This window comes from Cerasicoccus arenae (genome assembly GCF_014651635.1).
GTDB lineage: Bacteria > Verrucomicrobiota > Verrucomicrobiia > Opitutales > Cerasicoccaceae > Cerasicoccus > Cerasicoccus arenae.
This window is the reverse complement of the sequence record NZ_BMXG01000004.1, coordinates 133,103-149,600: the sequence shown is the minus strand read 5'-3', so window position 1 is coordinate 149,600 and position 16,498 is coordinate 133,103. Positions and strand designations below refer to the sequence as shown.

16 protein-coding genes are annotated in these 16,498 nt (G+C 48.2%); all 16 read left to right on the top strand.

What is annotated here, in order from left to right; all coding sequences use genetic code 11:
- Nucleotides 1-42 precede the first annotated feature (42 nt).
- The 16 genes from IE065_RS04560 (at nt 43) to IE065_RS04485 (ending at nt 16,421) form a co-directional block, all read left to right on the top strand.
- Entirely contained in the window at nt 43-789 is a 747-nt protein-coding gene (locus IE065_RS04560; RefSeq protein WP_189512278.1) for a WecB/TagA/CpsF family glycosyltransferase, read from the top strand.
- Entirely contained in the window at nt 789-2,180 is a 1,392-nt protein-coding gene (locus IE065_RS04555) for a hypothetical protein (protein ID WP_189512277.1), read from the top strand. Before IE065_RS04560 ends, IE065_RS04555 begins: the two co-directional genes overlap by 1 nt.
- Nucleotides 2,173-3,018 carry an ABC transporter permease gene (locus IE065_RS04550; protein ID WP_189512276.1) on the top strand — a complete coding sequence of 282 codons (846 nt, stop codon included), beginning with the start codon at nt 2,173-2,175 and terminating at the stop codon, nt 3,016-3,018. The genes IE065_RS04555 and IE065_RS04550 overlap by 8 nt, the downstream gene beginning before the upstream one ends.
- Nucleotides 3,018-4,247 carry an ABC transporter ATP-binding protein gene (locus IE065_RS04545; RefSeq protein ID WP_229792055.1) on the top strand — a complete coding sequence of 410 codons (1,230 nt, stop codon included), beginning with the start codon at nt 3,018-3,020 and terminating at the stop codon, nt 4,245-4,247. Before IE065_RS04550 ends, IE065_RS04545 begins: the two co-directional genes overlap by 1 nt.
- Before the next feature lie 3 nt (nt 4,248-4,250).
- Nucleotides 4,251-5,219 (top strand): FkbM family methyltransferase, encoded by a 969-nt coding sequence (locus IE065_RS04540; RefSeq protein ID WP_189512275.1) that lies wholly within the window; start codon nt 4,251-4,253, stop codon nt 5,217-5,219.
- A complete protein-coding gene (locus IE065_RS04535) occupies nt 5,216-6,175 on the top strand; it encodes a glycosyltransferase family 2 protein (protein ID WP_189512274.1) in 960 nt (319 codons plus the stop codon). Before IE065_RS04540 ends, IE065_RS04535 begins: the two co-directional genes overlap by 4 nt.
- A gap of 21 nt (nt 6,176-6,196) precedes the next feature.
- A complete protein-coding gene (locus IE065_RS04530; RefSeq protein WP_189512272.1) occupies nt 6,197-7,120 on the top strand; it encodes a glycosyltransferase family A protein in 924 nt (307 codons plus the stop codon).
- Between the two features lie 3 nt (nt 7,121-7,123).
- Complete coding sequence (locus IE065_RS04525) at nt 7,124-8,293, top strand: glycosyltransferase (protein ID WP_189512271.1); 1,170 nt, start codon at nt 7,124-7,126, stop codon at nt 8,291-8,293.
- A 305-nt stretch (nt 8,294-8,598) separates the two neighbouring features.
- Nucleotides 8,599-8,946: a serine O-acetyltransferase gene (locus IE065_RS18250; RefSeq protein WP_189512269.1), complete on the top strand. Its 348-nt coding sequence runs from the start codon at nt 8,599-8,601 to the stop codon at nt 8,944-8,946.
- Nucleotides 8,939-10,021, top strand: coding sequence for a glycosyltransferase family 61 protein (locus IE065_RS04515; protein ID WP_189512268.1), 1,083 nt, complete (start codon nt 8,939-8,941; stop codon nt 10,019-10,021). The genes IE065_RS18250 and IE065_RS04515 overlap by 8 nt, the downstream gene beginning before the upstream one ends.
- 3 nt (nt 10,022-10,024) lie before the next feature.
- On the top strand, nt 10,025-10,984 hold the full coding sequence (locus IE065_RS04510; protein ID WP_189512266.1) for a hypothetical protein: 960 nt from the start codon (nt 10,025-10,027) through the stop codon (nt 10,982-10,984).
- Between the two features lie 27 nt (nt 10,985-11,011).
- Complete coding sequence (locus IE065_RS04505) at nt 11,012-12,070, top strand: acyltransferase family protein (RefSeq protein WP_189512264.1); 1,059 nt, start codon at nt 11,012-11,014, stop codon at nt 12,068-12,070.
- Between the two features lie 5 nt (nt 12,071-12,075).
- Nucleotides 12,076-13,179: a glycosyltransferase family 4 protein gene (locus tag IE065_RS04500; protein ID WP_189512263.1), complete on the top strand. Its 1,104-nt coding sequence runs from the start codon at nt 12,076-12,078 to the stop codon at nt 13,177-13,179.
- The gene (locus IE065_RS04495) at nt 13,176-14,420 is read left to right on the top strand and encodes a glycosyltransferase (protein ID WP_189512261.1); all 1,245 of its coding nucleotides are present in this window, start codon (nt 13,176-13,178) and stop codon (nt 14,418-14,420) included. The genes IE065_RS04500 and IE065_RS04495 overlap by 4 nt, the downstream gene beginning before the upstream one ends.
- A complete protein-coding gene (locus IE065_RS04490) occupies nt 14,386-15,294 on the top strand; it encodes a glycosyltransferase family 2 protein (protein ID WP_189512259.1) in 909 nt (302 codons plus the stop codon). Before IE065_RS04495 ends, IE065_RS04490 begins: the two co-directional genes overlap by 35 nt.
- The gene (locus IE065_RS04485) at nt 15,291-16,421 is read left to right on the top strand and encodes a glycosyltransferase (RefSeq protein ID WP_189512257.1); all 1,131 of its coding nucleotides are present in this window, start codon (nt 15,291-15,293) and stop codon (nt 16,419-16,421) included. The genes IE065_RS04490 and IE065_RS04485 overlap by 4 nt, the downstream gene beginning before the upstream one ends.
- Nucleotides 16,422-16,498 lie beyond the last annotated feature (77 nt).

The following is a 16,498-nucleotide window of genomic DNA, read 5'->3' as shown; positions in this document are numbered from 1 at the left end:
GCAGCGTGCTCCGATGGGTGAATGTGGAAGAAATAATTGGCAATGACACGAGTGCTCGGCATTGATTTTTACCAAGGGACGGCGTCCTCGGCGATCGAACTTGCGCTCAAGGGCGGTCTCACCGTGGCACCTTCTGGCCCCAATCTGGCAGAGATGGATCTAGCGCCGATGTATCATCACGCTTTGAACAAGGCCGACTTGATCGTTCTCGATAGCGGCTTTCTCGTTTTGTGCTGGCGGATGCAGCAGGGGCAGCGGCTTTCGCGGCTTTCCGGGCTTCTTCTTGTGGAAACAATGTTGGCGAGTCAGTCATTTCAAAGTGAATCCGAACAGTTGTGGGTCATGCCGACCATGGAGTCTGCAACGCGCACCCGCACTTACTTGGCTGACCAAGGCGTCACGCTTTCACCGGATTGCTTTTATACGGCTCCATATTATCCCACGGGGAAAATAGAAGACCAAGAGTTACTGCAACGCATCCGCCAACAACAGCCACGACTGATCATGATCAACGTCGCGGGTGGCAAACAAGAGGTCCTAGGCGCTTGGCTGATGGAGAATTTGCCATACCGCCCTGCGATCATCTGCACCGGTGCCGCGATTGCTTTTCTAACCGGCGAACAAGCCAATATTCCGAGTTGGGGCGACCGATTTTTTCTCGGGTGGCTATTGCGCATTTTCCATGATCCCAAGCGCTACGTGTCACGCTATTGGAATGCGCGGCGGCTTTGGAGACTTCTCAAGCGATACGGCGCAGAGTCTCCTGCCATCCAAGGGGGATTGAGCTGATGTCCCTGATTAAAAAGCCACGGCGTCAAGGGTCGGACGGGCTTGGTTTGCCAGCTAAACCTCAAGCCGATGAACAACCAACCAGGCAACCGCGTAAGCCAGGCATCATATCACTGCTCAAATACCTCATTTGGCTTTATATTCTGCTGCTGATGTTCGATGGATCATTGCGCAAATGGTTCCTGCCGGGTTTGTCAGACGTGCTGTTGATTTCGCGCATGCCCGTCATCGCCGCCATCTATTTGCTAGCAATTCCAGCGCGAGCATTCGTGGTCAATGGATTCGTGATGGTAACGCTTTTACTGGCGCTCATTACCATGCCGATGGCCCTCGTAGCCCATGGCAGCATACCCGTGGCCATCTACGGAACTATGGTCAATTATTTCGCCATACCGTTAATCTTTATCTTTCCCAAAGTTCTCGACTATGACGATACGGAAAAGATCGGACGCTTTCTACTATTCATGGTCATACCGATGACAGTTTTGATCAGCATCCAGTTTTATGCGCCACAAACCGCATGGGTAAATCGTAGCGTGGGGGGCGTCGAAGGTGCCGGTTTTACCGGAGCGTTAGGTCGATTCCGCCCACCCGGTACGTTTAGCTTTATTACAGGCGTGGCCCAGTACTACACACTCACTTTCGCATTCTTCATGGCACAGTACATCAGCCGGCGGACCCTGCCTCTCTGGCTCTTGATCCCGACTGGAGTTTCATTTGTGATGGCGATTTACGGATCAATCAGCCGACTGCTTGCTCTGTCAGTACTACTTGTGTTTGTCTTCGGTGTGATCGGCTTGATCATTAACGGAAGTAAACTCCACAATACCTTCAAGGTCGCTCTGGCGATGATCGTGTTTTTCCTAATCGCCTCACAATTCACCTACTTCTCAGATGGAGTCGAAACGTTTATGGCGCGTTGGGAGCAAGCCAAGGGTGGTGAAGATACCGCGGAGGAAGCACTGATGGAGCGCACGTTCGGCGAGCTGCTCACGCCATTGATTAATCCGGATTTCAGTTCGCCAATCGGCTTGGGCCTAGGCATTGGAACAAACGTTGGTGCCAAAATGTCCGTGGGCCAACGCCAGTTCCTTGGCGGCGAAAGTGAATGGGGGCGTATCATGGCGGAAATTGGCCCCCTGTTCGGCTATCTCTACATTATGCTGCGTTTCTCGCTCGTAGTGATGCTCGTCATATACGCGCTGGGAGCTCTCAAAAAGGGTAACATATTGCCCTGGCTCATATTTTCTTCGTGCATGTTTCTCGTTCTCAGTGGGCAATGGGGACAGCAAACCACGCTCGGGTTTAGCATACTTTCAGCCGGTCTGGTGCTATCGGCATGTGTCACCAACAACATCAAATCTCGCGAAGTAAATACGCGCCATGGATAAATCTTACGAAATCAAGATCCAACCAGCTAGCCGGATCACGCTATTAAATTGGAAGGAACTGAGCGGCTACCGAGATCTGCTCTTGCTAATCATACGCCGCGACTTCGTTGCGCGTTATCAGCAAACCATTCTCGGGCCAGCATGGGCGATTGTACAACCCTTGGCGACCTCCTTGGTGTTCACCGTGATATTTGGAAAAGTCGCCAAAATACCAACAGACGGTGCCCCCCCCTTCCTCTTTTACCTGACTGGAATGCTCTTCTGGCAATTGTTTTCCGGCTCAGTGTTAGCGGGCGGTAATTCTCTGCAAAACAATGCGTCACTCTTCAACAAGGTATACTTTCCTCGGATCATCCCCTCACTCGGGACGCAGATTTCGCAGCTGATTCCTTTTACCATTCAGCTACTCATCTATGCAGGCTTCGGCATCTGGTATTTCACAGGAAGCGAGACCGCGGTATTCCACTGGCAACGGTTGCTCTGGTTTCCGTTTCTTCTAATCCTAGTAATCACTCTATCCTTAGGCATCAGTTTAGGATTCTCCGCGATTACTGCGAAATACCGCGACCTGCAACATGCTCTCGGTTTCCTAGTACAACTCGGCCTTTACGCAACACCAGTCATTTATCCCGTTTCATCGATCGCCGAGCAATGGCGCTGGATGGTCTGGCTGAATCCTATGGCTGCCCCAATCAGCACGGCGAAGTGGATGCTGCTTGATGCTGGCAGCGCACCCGGCATACCGCTCATATTTTCCACCGTTGCGACCGGGATCATTTTGGTCATCGCTCTTTATTTCTTCCAACGCGTCCAGCGAACTTTCATCGACACGGTCTAATGACGGAACCCATCATTGAGGTAAACCACATCTCCAAACGCTACCGGCTTGGTCAAATTGGAGCGGGCAGCTTACGCGAGGAATTGAGCGCTGTATGGCAATCACTGCGCGGTCGTTCGCGTAAAACAGCCGATAAGAACGGTAATGAATTACGCGCCTTGGATGACGTAAGTTTTAAGGTGAAAACGGGCGAGATCCTTGGCGTCATTGGCCATAACGGAGCCGGTAAATCCACGCTGCTCAAAATCCTCTCGCGCATCACCGAACCCACATCGGGTGAGGCAACTCTTCGCGGGAGAGTGGCTTCGCTCCTTGAGGTCGGCACCGGCTTCCACCCCGAGCTTTCGGGCCGTGATAATATTTTCCTTTCAGGGGCGGTCCTGGGGATGAGCAAAGACGAGATCGCTCAGAAGTTCGACCGTATCGTTGAGTTTTCAGAAATTGGAAAATTCATTAATACGCCTATTAAACGCTACTCATCGGGGATGACTGTCCGTTTGGGTTTTGCGGTCGCTGCCCACTTGGATGCAGACATCCTGATTGTCGATGAAGTCTTAGCCGTCGGCGATGCGCGATTCCAAGAGAAGTGCCTCAATATGATACGTAGCATCCAAGAGGATGGCCGCACCATCATCTTTGTCAGCCATAACAGCTCTGCGATCGAAAGCCTCTGCACCCGCGCTATTCTCTTAGAAAGGGGAAAGATCGTTGCCGACGGGCCAGCTCATCAAGTCATGCGCCGTTACCTCCAATCGGAGGAAATGAAAATTGATGGACGTGTCATAATTAACGATGGACGTCTTAAACTAACCTCTTTCAACGCCACCTATCAGTATATTGATCGCTCAACCTGCCGGATTGAATTTACGATACTTCTCGATGCCAAAGCTGCCCCTCCAGAGCTTTACATCGATATGGCGCTTGAGACTCAGGAGAACGTCCGCGTACTACAGCTAGTCAGTCTGCCCCATCAATATTCTGCCCAATGCACGGGCGACAAGCCCGTCAGCATTACCTACACCTTAGAATGCTCACCGCTCAAACCGGGCGACTATTTCGCGACGGTTTATGTCCATCACCCACAGCTCGGCCCGCTTTTACAGGTAGATCGAATCAAAGCCATCAGTGTAATCGCACAAGCAGATTACCCGGAATGCCGTTCATCGGGCTTCAATGCACTGCTAACGGTGCCATTTGAATTTCGCCAAAACCACAATCCTCAATCCTAGCAGATGATGTGCAAACTATTCCGGAAGCTTTTCAAAACCGAGGGAAATCGTTTCCCTGCGTATCTTGAGCCTTGGCGAGAAACGATCCTCAAGAACCATATTCCGTTGGGTTCCATTTCCGTGCAGGACAACGGAATCTCCATTCCTGAATTTGGGCTCGAGCTGAAATCTAAGGCTGCCATCAGCATTATATTGGAAGGCTATAACTGGATCCACCAGCTAGTGCTAAATGGAGTAAAAATCCAGCTTTCCGCCAATGATGAATTTATCGCAACCGTGAATGCCTGCCGGTTCAACGTCGGCACCAGCGAAGAATTTTATGTCCTCTATGAAGTTTTCATGACCAAGGATTACGACCTAGACCTTGCGGGTCCTGCTCTGATCCTTGATGTCGGTGCCAATGTCGGCTATTCATCGATTTACTTAGCCAACAAACTGGATGATGTCATCATTCATGGCTTTGAACCCGCGCCGGAAACCTATAAACGAGCGCAATGCAATTTAGCACTCAATCAACATGTGGAAGCCAAGATTCATCTCCATAATTTTGGTCTCTACCATGAAGACGGAAAGCATACATTCTTACTAAACCATTCCCGCCGCGGTCGTTCATCAATGGTGCTGACAGAGCGGGACCATGCCGACGATTGCGAAGAAATCACCATCGAGGTCAGGCAGGCATCAACGGCGATTCAAGAAGTAATTTCAGCGCATCCCGAACGAACGGTGATCATGAAACTGGACACCGAGGGCAGTGAATACGCGATCCTCGAAGAGCTAAGCAACTCAGCAACATGGGACAGGATCGCTTGCATTATGATGGAGTGGCACGTCGTCGACAAGGACCAGCATCCCAAGCAAATCGCCCAAACATTACTCGATTCCGGATTCATCTTACTCAAGTCCGAGTGGACGGACGATCAAACGTCTGGCATGATTTACGGCATTAAACCGAATAAAAACGCTCGATGACCCCTGCCTTCACGGTGCTCATGCCGGTGCTGAATGCCATGCCCTTTCTAGAAGAATGTCTGGACAGCTTCACGAAACAAAGCATCACGAACTTCAATGTTTACGTATGGGATAACGGCTCGACCGATGGCACACGTGAATGCCTGAAGCATTGGATACCGAATCGACTACCAGGTAAGGTTTTTCTCAACCAACCACTTCCACTTGGCTTAAGTCGCGCAGCGCTCATTGATGAATCTCCAACCGAAGCTTGTGCTCTGATGGATGCCGATGACCGCTGTTTGCCAAATCGATTTGAACGACAATTGGCATTCTGGGAAAAATATCCCGAGCTCGCATTTTTCGGTTCAAGTGTGTCTTTGATTGATCATACGGGAACACCAATCAACCAAGCATTTGGCGTCCCGCTCACCGATTTGGATATTCGATGCACGTTATTGCGCGCAAATGCCTACGCGCAAAATACCATAATGCTTAAAAAGTCAGCGGTTCAGTCTGTTGGAAATTTCCGCGACAGGAAGTGCGAGGACTACGATCTGCAAGTGCGGATATCGGCCCACCACTCCATTAAGAATATGCCAGAATCAACGGTTGAATATCGACGACATCCAGCCAGCACGAGCGAGGCCTATGGCGTTGATCCAGGCAATCAGGATTTTGCTATTCGGAACTTCGCTGAAAACGCCATGGATGCGTATGGCATCAGTGCAGAGAATGCCTACTCATTACGATGTCGGCAACAAGATCGGGCATACCCAATCCTCAAACGAATTGCGCAAACAATTGCTAAAAGCAGCCAATGTTCGACCAAATCGGTTTTCCACAACCGCTGTTTCCGCCAAGCGATATCATGGATGGTCAAGCCGGATGACCGCTATACGCAGCTACGACTAATGCTCCATGACCACAAAGACCTGAACTGGTTACGCAGATTAAAGCAGAATCTATTCAACTAGCAGTTACTGACTAAATATCCCATGCCCCTCACCTACACAGTAGCCATCTGCACCTATCGACGCCCACAGATGTTGGAACGAACATTGAAGCGATGGCATGAGCACTTTGGAAATGACTCAGATGTTGAAATATTGATCATTAATAACGGCCTTGATCTCGAGACCGAACGTTTGGCAAGCCAGTCATTTGGTTGCAACCCCATCATCCATGTCTACGAACCACAAGCCGGTGTCTCCCATGCGCGTAATGCCGCAATCAACGCGGCCAAAAGCGATGTGCTAGCCTTCTTAGATGATGATTGTCTGGTTGATGCAACATGGATGCCAAGCCTAAGAGAGCGTTTTGAAGCTGACACCGATCGCACCATGGGGCTGCTCGGTGGGCCGATCAATCTACACTGGGACTCCCCCCCCCCCTCCTGGTATCATCCGCGCTTCATCGGCTGCTACAGCGGCATGCATTGGGGAGAAGGAGATTTTCAACTGACATCCTCAAATCAATGGTTGGGAGAAGGCAACTGTGCCTATTGGCTTTCGCGGATAAAGGAATTTGGCGGCTTCACTGTCCGACTCGGCCGGAAAAAAAATCAATTGCTCTCCAACGAGGGCAATGAACTACGCCAACGAATTGAAGCAAAGGGATATGAGATTTGGTATACCTCCAAGATGCTAGTCTCTCATATTGTTTTTGAAGAGCGTACACGTTCATCCAACTGGATGCTCAAGCGAAATTTCTGGTCTGGTGTTTCTTATGAAATCCAAGAATTGCATTTGAATCGCCAGACGAAATCAATGCGCAGGTTCGTACAACTGCTAAAGCAAATTATCAGGCAGGATTTGCGGTATTTTCGTTTTCGTGAAATTAACGATTTCGAGCAACTCGAACGTGCAATGCAAGCCTACCAGCGCCTTGGAATGCTCTATGCGATGATTCGATACCGGTAAGGAGTGAAAAAACTTTTAATCATCACTCCGGTCCCCACTCATCCGGTAGGCAGTGGCAATGCACAACGGATTCTTGCCATGCATCGCCTCCTCGTCGAATTAGGCTATGACATCCATTTGGCCTACATCCCATTCGAAGCAGGCGATCTTGATGCAATGCGCAAATACTGGGGCGACAAACTGACAGTGCTACCATACAATAAACCTTGGAAACACATTCGCGTCGCTGGCATTCCACTTCCCGATAGGCTTACTCGGCAACTTGCCGCCCGTGGTTGGGCTTCGATGCACATTGATTATTTCTTTAACGACGATGTACTGGACTCAATTCGCAGCATTAACAATTCGTTCAAGCCTTCTGTCGTCCTGATTGAATACGTGTTTTTCTCCCGCGCATTTTCTGCATTTCCTTCGTCTGTTCATCGCGTAATCGACACACACGACATTTTTTCGGACCGGCATAAGTCATTCCTCAAGGCGGGCCTGATTCCTGAATGGTTTTTTACGACAAAAACAGAAGAACGAAAAGGCATTGGGCGAGCGAATTCAGTTCTGGCAATCCAAGGCTGGGAGGCAAAAAAATTAAACGAAATAGGTAAAGGAAAAGCTGCCATCTACACCGTTGGACATTTAGCTGAGCCAAATCCACTCCCCCCACCCGCAGGACTTAATTCCATCTTATTTCTCGGCTCAGATAACTCCATTAACCGACAAGCGCTTGATTGGTTCCTCAATCGAGTCTGGCCTAAAGTCCATCAATCTTCCCCAAGTATTTTGCTAAAGGTTGGCGGTTCGATTAGCAAAAATGTAAGGCCCGCTGAACAAGTTGTGAGCCTAGGTCATGTTGATTCATTAATGGAAGCGTATGCTGCCTGCGATTTGGTAATCAATCCCGCGCAGACTGGATCAGGATTAAGCATCAAATCAGTTGAGGCTCTATCCTACGCTCGTCCGCTCTTAACAACCACAATCGGCGCACAGGGCCTCCCTGATTCTGGCAGAGATGAAGCATATTTGGTGGTCGATTCCGCTCAAGAAATGGCCAATAAGATTACCCATCTAGCGAACTCATACGACGAAATACCGAAGATAGCCAATACCGCTCGGTTGCTCTACCACAACTACTATAATAACAGCATCGCCCAACTACGCCGCGCATTGGAGCGCTCTTGAATTGAAAATGAATGACCAGAAGCTCAATTCGCCAGTGACACGTCATGCAGCCTGAAATACATACGCCGACGACTAGCCGATTAGCGGCAGCGTTCGCCTACCCCGCTTGGCTTCTTTTCCAAAAATCAAGCCGCCGTGATGTCATTGCCCAAGATCTTTTTCGCTGGACCAACTCCGCGACTTTTAGTCGGCAATCTTTCGTTAATTGTTTCCACAACTTCCCGGAATTTCGTAGTCTGTTCTACTATCGCGTTGGAGCGCCAAATAACTTCGTTAAAAAATGCCTCTTGGCTTGGTGCAATCGCATGACACCGCCACAGACCTCTCTCTATATAACTGCTAACAAAATTGGCGGCGGAATGTTCCTCCAGCATGCTTTCTCCACGATAATAGCCGCGCGCGAAATCGGCACGAATTGTTGGATTAATCAACAAGTGACGGTTGGCTATCTTGCGCCAGGCCAACTCCCAACGATTGGCAATAATGTCTTTATTGGTGCCGGCGCAAAAGTGCTCGGTGATATAACAATTGGAGATGGTGCAAAAATTGGCGCAAATGCCGTGGTGTTGTGCGACGTTCCAGCTGGAGCTACTGCTGTTGGAGTTCCTGCTGTCATTCAAATAAAAAACGCTCAGTCATCAACGGATGCATAGTTCTGATTTAGTTCAAAATGTTTTCGATTGCCACGGTACAATGCTCCCTTGGCTGCCGCGTAATGTGGATGATGAGCACCGTGGGATTTACCAATCATACTTTGAGCGACCACTCCCACAGATGGAGCTCAAGACGCTCCACAATGTGCTAGTTTCTTCGACGGGCATAATCTACAAGCGCTTCCAGCCGCTACTGGAATCACATCCATTTTACTTTCAGCCTGACCACGATGAGATGAAAAACGTGACCGCCCTCTACGCTGATCATCGTCTAAGACGCTGGGCGAGAGATTTCCTGCTGTATAAATTGGAGCGCGTTAACAACGAGGTTTATTGGTGCACCGACACCTACTCTATCGGTTTCTATCATTGGTTAGTCGAGGCGCTACCGCGTATTTACCTAGCAAGCTTGCTCCAAGAGAAACCTCATATTTACCTGCCAGGTTGCCTCCAGCCGTTAAGCTTCGTCCATGAGTCATTGAACTTTTTTCCAGATGTTCGGTTCGATATGATGAAGCCCGCATCACGCAGTAAATTCAAAAAAATGCGATGGGTCTCCCAAATGGGAAGCGGCTACCAATTTAACCCGCCACTCATGAAGGCCTTGCGTGACCACCTCATTCAACAGGCGGGCATTAAGCGTAACCCAAAGAAACGAACTCGCTTATTCATTAGTCGAAAAAAAGCTCCCAAACGAAAAATAATCAACGAGGACGAAGTCGAATCGGCATTAAAGCCTCTCGGGTTTCAAACTGTCTATTTCGAAGACTACAGCCTACTGGAACAGATGAAGCTCTGTGCGAATGCCGAGCTTTTTGTTGGAATCCATGGAGCTGGCTTGTCCAACATGCTCTTTTTGCCACCAGATGCCAAAGTGCTTGAAATACAAAAATTGAACGACTGGGCATCCTGTTTCTTCCGCCTAGCGCATTCACTAGATTTAGATTACTACTATACCTACTGCCCACACTTCCCGCCAGAGGAGGTGAGCGAGTTAAAGGCAGATCTGGTCGTTGATGTCGATCAGCTATTAACAGTTATTTCCAGCATGACTGAGAAACTCTCAACCGATTAAATAATGAAAAACCTGATCATTGGTTGTACAACCAATCTGACTGAGGCGAATGTTCGCCCGTTTCTGACAAGCCTCAAGCAAGTAAACTTTTCAGGTGAAGTCTGCCTTCTAATCAACGATAGCCTTTCCTCTCTAGAGACCAAGGATTACGGCTATCAAATAAATTTAGTTGAGGTTGAAAAGTTCAAGAAGTTCTTGCCGCAATTTGTTGTCGAGAAACGCTTCACTCGGCATTGGATTAATATCCCGCTGCATAGCTATGTGCCGTTTTCTCAATACTGGCCAGGCAATCAGGATCAAAAACGGCGCTTCCGCAACTTTGTTGGAGTGCATTACCTGAAAATTACCAGTGCTCGGTATTTGTATTACTACCTCTATATCGCTGCGAATAAGGACCGCTTCAGCAATGTCCTATTGACTGATGTCCGTGATGTTTTCTTTCAAGCTGATCCCTTCAGCTACCCAACGAATTCGGAGCTAAACTTTTTCCTAGAGCACCCCAATGCCCGGATTGGTTCGTGCCCCGTCAACAGCTTCTGGTTTCGTGGACTATATGGCGAAGAGGATCTTAAACGCCATTCAGAGAGGCGCGTATCCTGTTCGGGCACAACGATAGGGACAACTGAGGGCATCTTAGATTATTTGCGTAGCATGACGGACGAACTCACTGCCACCAATGCCCGAATGACTAATGTAGACGGAACAGACCAAGCCGCTCATAATGGTATGATCGTTAATGAGAAGGTCTCGAATTACCGTATTTGGGAAAATGGATCCGGCCCGATCTTAACTCTTGGCTACGAACCAGTGGATAATTTCCTCCCGGACGAAGAAGGCCTCGTTAGAAATTTTGATGGCTCGATTATACCAATCATACATCAATATGATCGGCACCAAGTGCTCATCGACGCAATGCTGGGCCGAATCGGAGTCTCCACGGATTGCCTGAAGAAATTAGATTAATGCCGCTTCCATCCGGCCAATTCTAAGATGAAATACTATCCGAAATTGGATGGGATTCGTGCCCTCGCTGTCACTGGTGTTCTAGTAGAACATTATATACCAGCAGCATCCTTCGTGCACTTATTTTCATGGGGCGCATTGGGAGTCCAATGTTTTTTTGTTCTCAGTGGTTATTTAATAACCGGCATTTTGCTGGAATCCAAGAAGCGAGGATCCTCTTTTTCATCCATAATACGTTCATTCTTCGCACGGCGATTTTTACGTATTTTCCCACCTTACTATGCAATGCTATTCACGTGCCTTGCATTTGGGGTCACGTATACCTTGCCAGTTTTTGCCAGCGCCTTACTGTACGTATTCAATATCCAGCAAGCAGTTTCGCCAAATGGCGACTATCCATATCTTGGGCATATTTGGAGCCTCTGTATTGAAGAGCAATTTTACCTCATTTGGCCATGGATCGTTCTTCTCCCATCACCAAATCGTCTGTTGCAAATCAGCATTTTGCTCATTGTCTTATCAGTCTTATCTCGGGGCATATTACTCTCCATAGGCTGGGACTACCTCTCGGTTAGAAACTTGCCCACTAGCCAACTCGACGCACTCATCGGTGGATCTATACTCGCTCAGATATCCAATGGAAACTTTCAGCGAATTGCGCAGCAGTGGAATAAGATATTTATCGGGGTGATGGCCATCGCTGCAATTGTATACATCGGATCGATGCATGCACCCATATGGTCATTGCAAGGACCGACCTTAGGGCTACTTGCATCCAGCATCTTCTTTATTGGCTGTATCACTTGGGCAACTTCGACCGAAGGGCGCACGAGCCGCTTTCCGAAAATACTAGACTGCAAGCCACTCGTTTACCTTGGAAAAATAAGCTATGGGATCTATCTATACCATTTTATCTCTCTATTTTTCGTATATAAATTTATTTCACTTTCGGGCACTTCCGATTCCATGACAAATCCGTGGCTCTTTATTCCGATATGGACGGTGTTCACGCTTCTATTAGCCACCACTTCGTGGCATTGGTTTGAAAAACCAATTCTTAAGTTGAAGCGGCGCTTCCAATACTAAACGAATTGAGCGTAAAAACATTTATCTTTGCAGTCTCACCGGATGATCCTACCGGTGTTGATTCCGTCCATTGGTTCTTAGCTCAAGGGCTTAAACGAATGGGTCATCGAGTGGAGTTCCTCTCGCTAGAAAGCAAGACCCGGATGAGTAATGAATCACTACTGTTCACCCCCCGGCAGTGTATCCATCCGCTTCCTCAAATCCTGCGTGTTCTTGTACCAAGAGGACGTGATTGGTCCCGCCTCCAGCGACTTCACTTGCATCGGCAGTGTAAACGAATTCTCAAGTCCTTGGCTCCAGCCATCTATTTTTGTGGGCATTTAACTTATTTGCGGCCCTGTAATGTGCCCGGCATTCAACAGGTCGGCGTCGTCCATTCACCCGATAGTGATAATCTGACGCGCTGGAAAAATCATCGCGATTACTGGCAACCGGTTATTTCGGTTAGCAAAGAAGCCAAGGCTATGTGTGATCAGCTAGATGCAGACCATTCAGTATCAGTGATTCCAAATGGCGTAACGCTCCCCTCCCAACTATCCAGCAAAACGCAAGACGGCCCCATTGAAATCATCTGGTGTGGCAGGCTTGAGGATCAGCAAAAGCGAGCATCTGATTTGGTTCCACTGGTCAATCGACTGCTATCGCTAAACATTAATTTCCACTTGCAAATTATCGGGGAAGGCTCGTTGCGTGAAAAGCTACGATCGAATTTTTCCGTTGCTGGTGATCGTGTTACTTTGACGGGATCAATTTCTCGAACGAAAGTCTGGGAGGCAATGGATGCGGCTGATGTGATCTTGATGACATCAGAATATGAAGGCACCCCCATGGCTCTCTTAGAAGCGATGGGGCGAGGATGCATTCCAATTGTCTACAGCGGAGTGGGCGAGCCTCTTGATTTCATTCTAAAGTTGGATAAGCAGCTCGTTGTTGAGATCAGTGACACGAAATCTATGGCGCAGGTTATCCATAAGCTCGTTAATGAAAAAAGCACCCGAAGAAATCTTCAGGAGCAGGTCTTCCAATCGATGAAGTCCAGTGAGTACACCGATGAAATAATGGCTGCACGTTACATTGAAGCAATCGAGCAAACAAGCCGTCGCCCTTGAAGCAACTTTTCATAAATCACACAAGGTTCGGTGGTGGCGGTGCAACAATTGCGGCGGAACGCCTAGCAGCGGGACTGCGCTCCAAAGGCCATGATGTAACATGGATGGTCAAAGATATTGGTGTAGCGACTGCGGACTATCCCTCTGACTACAGCCAAATCAAGCCGAGACTTTTTGATCGATTATTGGCCCTACCAAGTAAAGATCGGCTGACGATTTCGCCCCTCCGAACACAGACATTTTCTTTAAAGGGGGAGGCACAGTTCAAGGATTCAAAAATCATTCATTTGCATAATCTCCATCCCGATTATTTCAATTTCCTGACCCTCCCGAGTCTATCTAAAGCAAAGCCAGTAGTCTGGACAATACACGACATGTGGCCAATCACTGGGCATTGTGGATTCAGCATCGACTGTGAGCGATGGAGAAGTGGATGCGGCAAGTGTCCCTATCTAAATGCCTATCCCGGCGTTTCCCATGATTGGACTTCAACGGAATGGAAGCTTAAACGCTGGGCGCTCAGCCGCTCACGCATCCATGTCATCACTCCAAGCCAATGGCTCGCTGATTGCGTCCGAGAAGGCATTGGGCGCGATTTACCGGTGTCAGTTTTGCCCTATGGGCTGGACACCCAAACCTATTCCCCAAGCAATCAAGCCAAGTGTAAAGAACAGCTAGCGTTAGAGCCAAAGCGTTTCACCATTTTGCTCGCGAGCGCAAACCTACGCGATCCCCGAAAACCACAAGACATTCTCTGCCATGCAATCAACGCTGTTGCTCATGAGCATCCTGATCGACTTCAAGTGCTCACATTCGGCAACGGCGATTTGCGCAACAGCATTGATGCCAGAATTCCCGTTACGGCATTAGGCCATCTAGCCAGTGATACCGAAAAAGTTCGTGCTTACAGTTCAGCGGACATCACTCTCTTTTCATCTCGCGGGGATAACTTGCCACTGATCATCCAAGAAAGCATGGCTTGTGGTGTGCCAGTCATCGCAAATCGAATCGGTGGCATTCCTGACATGGTTAAAAACGAAACAACTGGCTTGCTGGTTGAGGGCTTAACTTCCGAGGAATTTCACGCTGCAATTTCTCGACTCATTTCAAATCCGTCGCTCTTATTTCGCTTAAAAAGTGCCGCACGTGAGTTTGCAGTTAAGACATTCGAGCTTGAAAATCACGTGCAGCAAACGGAATCACTTTATGAAAATTGGTATGAGTCTTTCAACGCCAACTGACATACCTATTCTCAAGCCCAGAAAGGCTTGGCCGTTTCAATGTCGAGTCAATCGACTGACCGGCATTGAATCAGAGACTCCACGGGTATCCGTTATTATTCCGAGTTTCAATCAAGCTGATTACTTGGAAGCTGCGATTCGGTCGGTCCTTTGTCAGGATTATCCGAATGTAGAGTGCTTGGTGCTTGATGGCGGAAGTAAAGATGGTTCAGCTGAGATCATTGAGCATTACAGGTCTGCCCTAGCCTATGCTCGTAGCCACTCAGACAATGGTCAATCTGCAGCCGTTAATGAAGGTGCTCAAAGAGCAACCGGCGACATCATGTCATTTCTTAATAGTGATGACATGCTAGCTCAAGGCGCAATAAGCCGTATTGTAAAAACATTCGCCCAGCACCCTGAATCCATGTTGGTGCACGGCGAACGTATTCTGATTGATGCTTCAGACAACGTTGCTGGCTGGAGCCATAGCATTCCCTTTAATCCAGATGAGACACCCTATAACATCAACTCCGAAACTGCCTTTTGGAAGAGTCAGGCATTTGACGAACTAGGAGGATTCAATGAATCGCTTTCGTTTGCCCTGGATCTAGATTTCTTCTGCCGAATTTATGCAAAATATCCAATCCATCTCATTAATCAATTTTTAGGATATTACAGATTTCACCCATTGTCTAAATCAGAAACCATGGATGATGTTCGGTTAGTGGAAAGTCGAGAATGCTGGAGGGATATTTTTGGAACCGATTATCCCGAAGCTCCTCAAGCTCCGAGGTCATTAATAACTAGAATACGCCATGCTGCACGTGGAATAATTCACCCGAGGGTATTACTAGCTCCTTACTTGAATTTCAAATTCCTCAAACGTCGATGAGAAGTATCGGCCTAATATGCGGATCGTTAGAGCCAAACCGTAACGGCGTTGGAGATTATTCTCGTCGCCTAGCTCAAGCTTTGAATACCCTTGGAGAAAGCACTATCATACTGGCCCTGGCTGACCCTTACGTCGAGACACCTACTGAAGAACTTCAAGACGGCATTATGGTTCTGAGACTGCCAGAGAAGCTCACCAAAGGAGAACGAAAAGCTCATCTAACTTCCTGGCTCGATACCAATCAACCTCGGCAGTTGATTCTTCAATACGTGCCTTTTGCTTATCATTATAAAGGACTCCCGTGGACGACACTTAGCCAGCTCAAAAAGTCTATCGGCTCAATACCATTGCATTGGATGTGCCACGAAACCTGGTGCGGTCTAGGCCGTGAATGTAAACTCAAGGAACGATTGCTTGGGATTGCTCAGCAGGCACTCCTTCGACATTTCATTAAAGGCGCAAAAAGTGTCTGCACCAGTATTCCATATTACCGGACGCTTCTTTCAAAGATAATCGCCACCCCCGTCCATCTGCTTCCCATTTACAGTAATATTCCCCTGCGTGCCCCAATCAGTGATAAAACCATTGCAGATTATCGCCTAAATCTAGCTTCAAAATCTTCAGCTGAGGATTTGTTCATTCTACTCTTTGGCCGTATTGCTGCTGACTTTCCAGCTGATGAGTTTCTTCTTACATTAGATAAAATGCTCAAGCAAGCTGGTCTTCGGGCATACATCCTGTCTGCTGGTCAAATTGATCGCGGTGAGGGTGCTTGGGAGGCATTTCAATCGGCACCAACAGAACAAATAGAATACCTACGTCTAGGCGAACTCTCCTCAGATAATATCGATAAATTAATTCAGGCAGTAGATTTCGGCCTAGCAACAACGCCGTTGGAAAGCATTGGAAAAAGCAGCACTTCGATCGCAATACTCGAACGCGGCAAACCAGTAATTGCCCATGGTTCGTCTGATACAATTGGAATTGCCCCAGAACTATTTCCCTCTGGCCAGATCCTACAACTGAAGGATTTGAATTCTCAGTTATTCAGAGATCCTCCATCATTTCCCGTCAAAAATTTGACGCCGCATGTTGCTCAGCAACTACTAAAGATTCTGGCTAGCTGATGAGATTTGGTCGACGCTTCCGTATTCGTTCATTCTAAAAAACTCGCATGCTCATTTATAGGCAGTCATTCACCCCC

Coding starts and splice junctions, on each gene's coding strand:
- IE065_RS04560 (WP_189512278.1), top strand. CDS start 43: ATGACACGAGTGCTCGGCATTGATTTTTACCAAGGGACGGCGTCCTCG.
- IE065_RS04555 (WP_189512277.1), top strand. CDS start 789: ATGTCCCTGATTAAAAAGCCACGGCGTCAAGGGTCGGACGGGCTTGGT.
- IE065_RS04550 (WP_189512276.1), top strand. CDS start 2,173: ATGGATAAATCTTACGAAATCAAGATCCAACCAGCTAGCCGGATCACG.
- IE065_RS04545 (WP_229792055.1), top strand. CDS start 3,018: ATGACGGAACCCATCATTGAGGTAAACCACATCTCCAAACGCTACCGG.
- IE065_RS04540 (WP_189512275.1), top strand. CDS start 4,251: ATGATGTGCAAACTATTCCGGAAGCTTTTCAAAACCGAGGGAAATCGT.
- IE065_RS04535 (WP_189512274.1), top strand. CDS start 5,216: ATGACCCCTGCCTTCACGGTGCTCATGCCGGTGCTGAATGCCATGCCC.
- IE065_RS04530 (WP_189512272.1), top strand. CDS start 6,197: ATGCCCCTCACCTACACAGTAGCCATCTGCACCTATCGACGCCCACAG.
- IE065_RS18250 (WP_189512269.1), top strand. CDS start 8,599: ATGACACCGCCACAGACCTCTCTCTATATAACTGCTAACAAAATTGGC.
- IE065_RS04515 (WP_189512268.1), top strand. CDS start 8,939: ATGCATAGTTCTGATTTAGTTCAAAATGTTTTCGATTGCCACGGTACA.
- IE065_RS04510 (WP_189512266.1), top strand. CDS start 10,025: ATGAAAAACCTGATCATTGGTTGTACAACCAATCTGACTGAGGCGAAT.
- IE065_RS04505 (WP_189512264.1), top strand. CDS start 11,012: ATGAAATACTATCCGAAATTGGATGGGATTCGTGCCCTCGCTGTCACT.
- IE065_RS04490 (WP_189512259.1), top strand. CDS start 14,386: ATGAAAATTGGTATGAGTCTTTCAACGCCAACTGACATACCTATTCTC.
- IE065_RS04485 (WP_189512257.1), top strand. CDS start 15,291: ATGAGAAGTATCGGCCTAATATGCGGATCGTTAGAGCCAAACCGTAAC.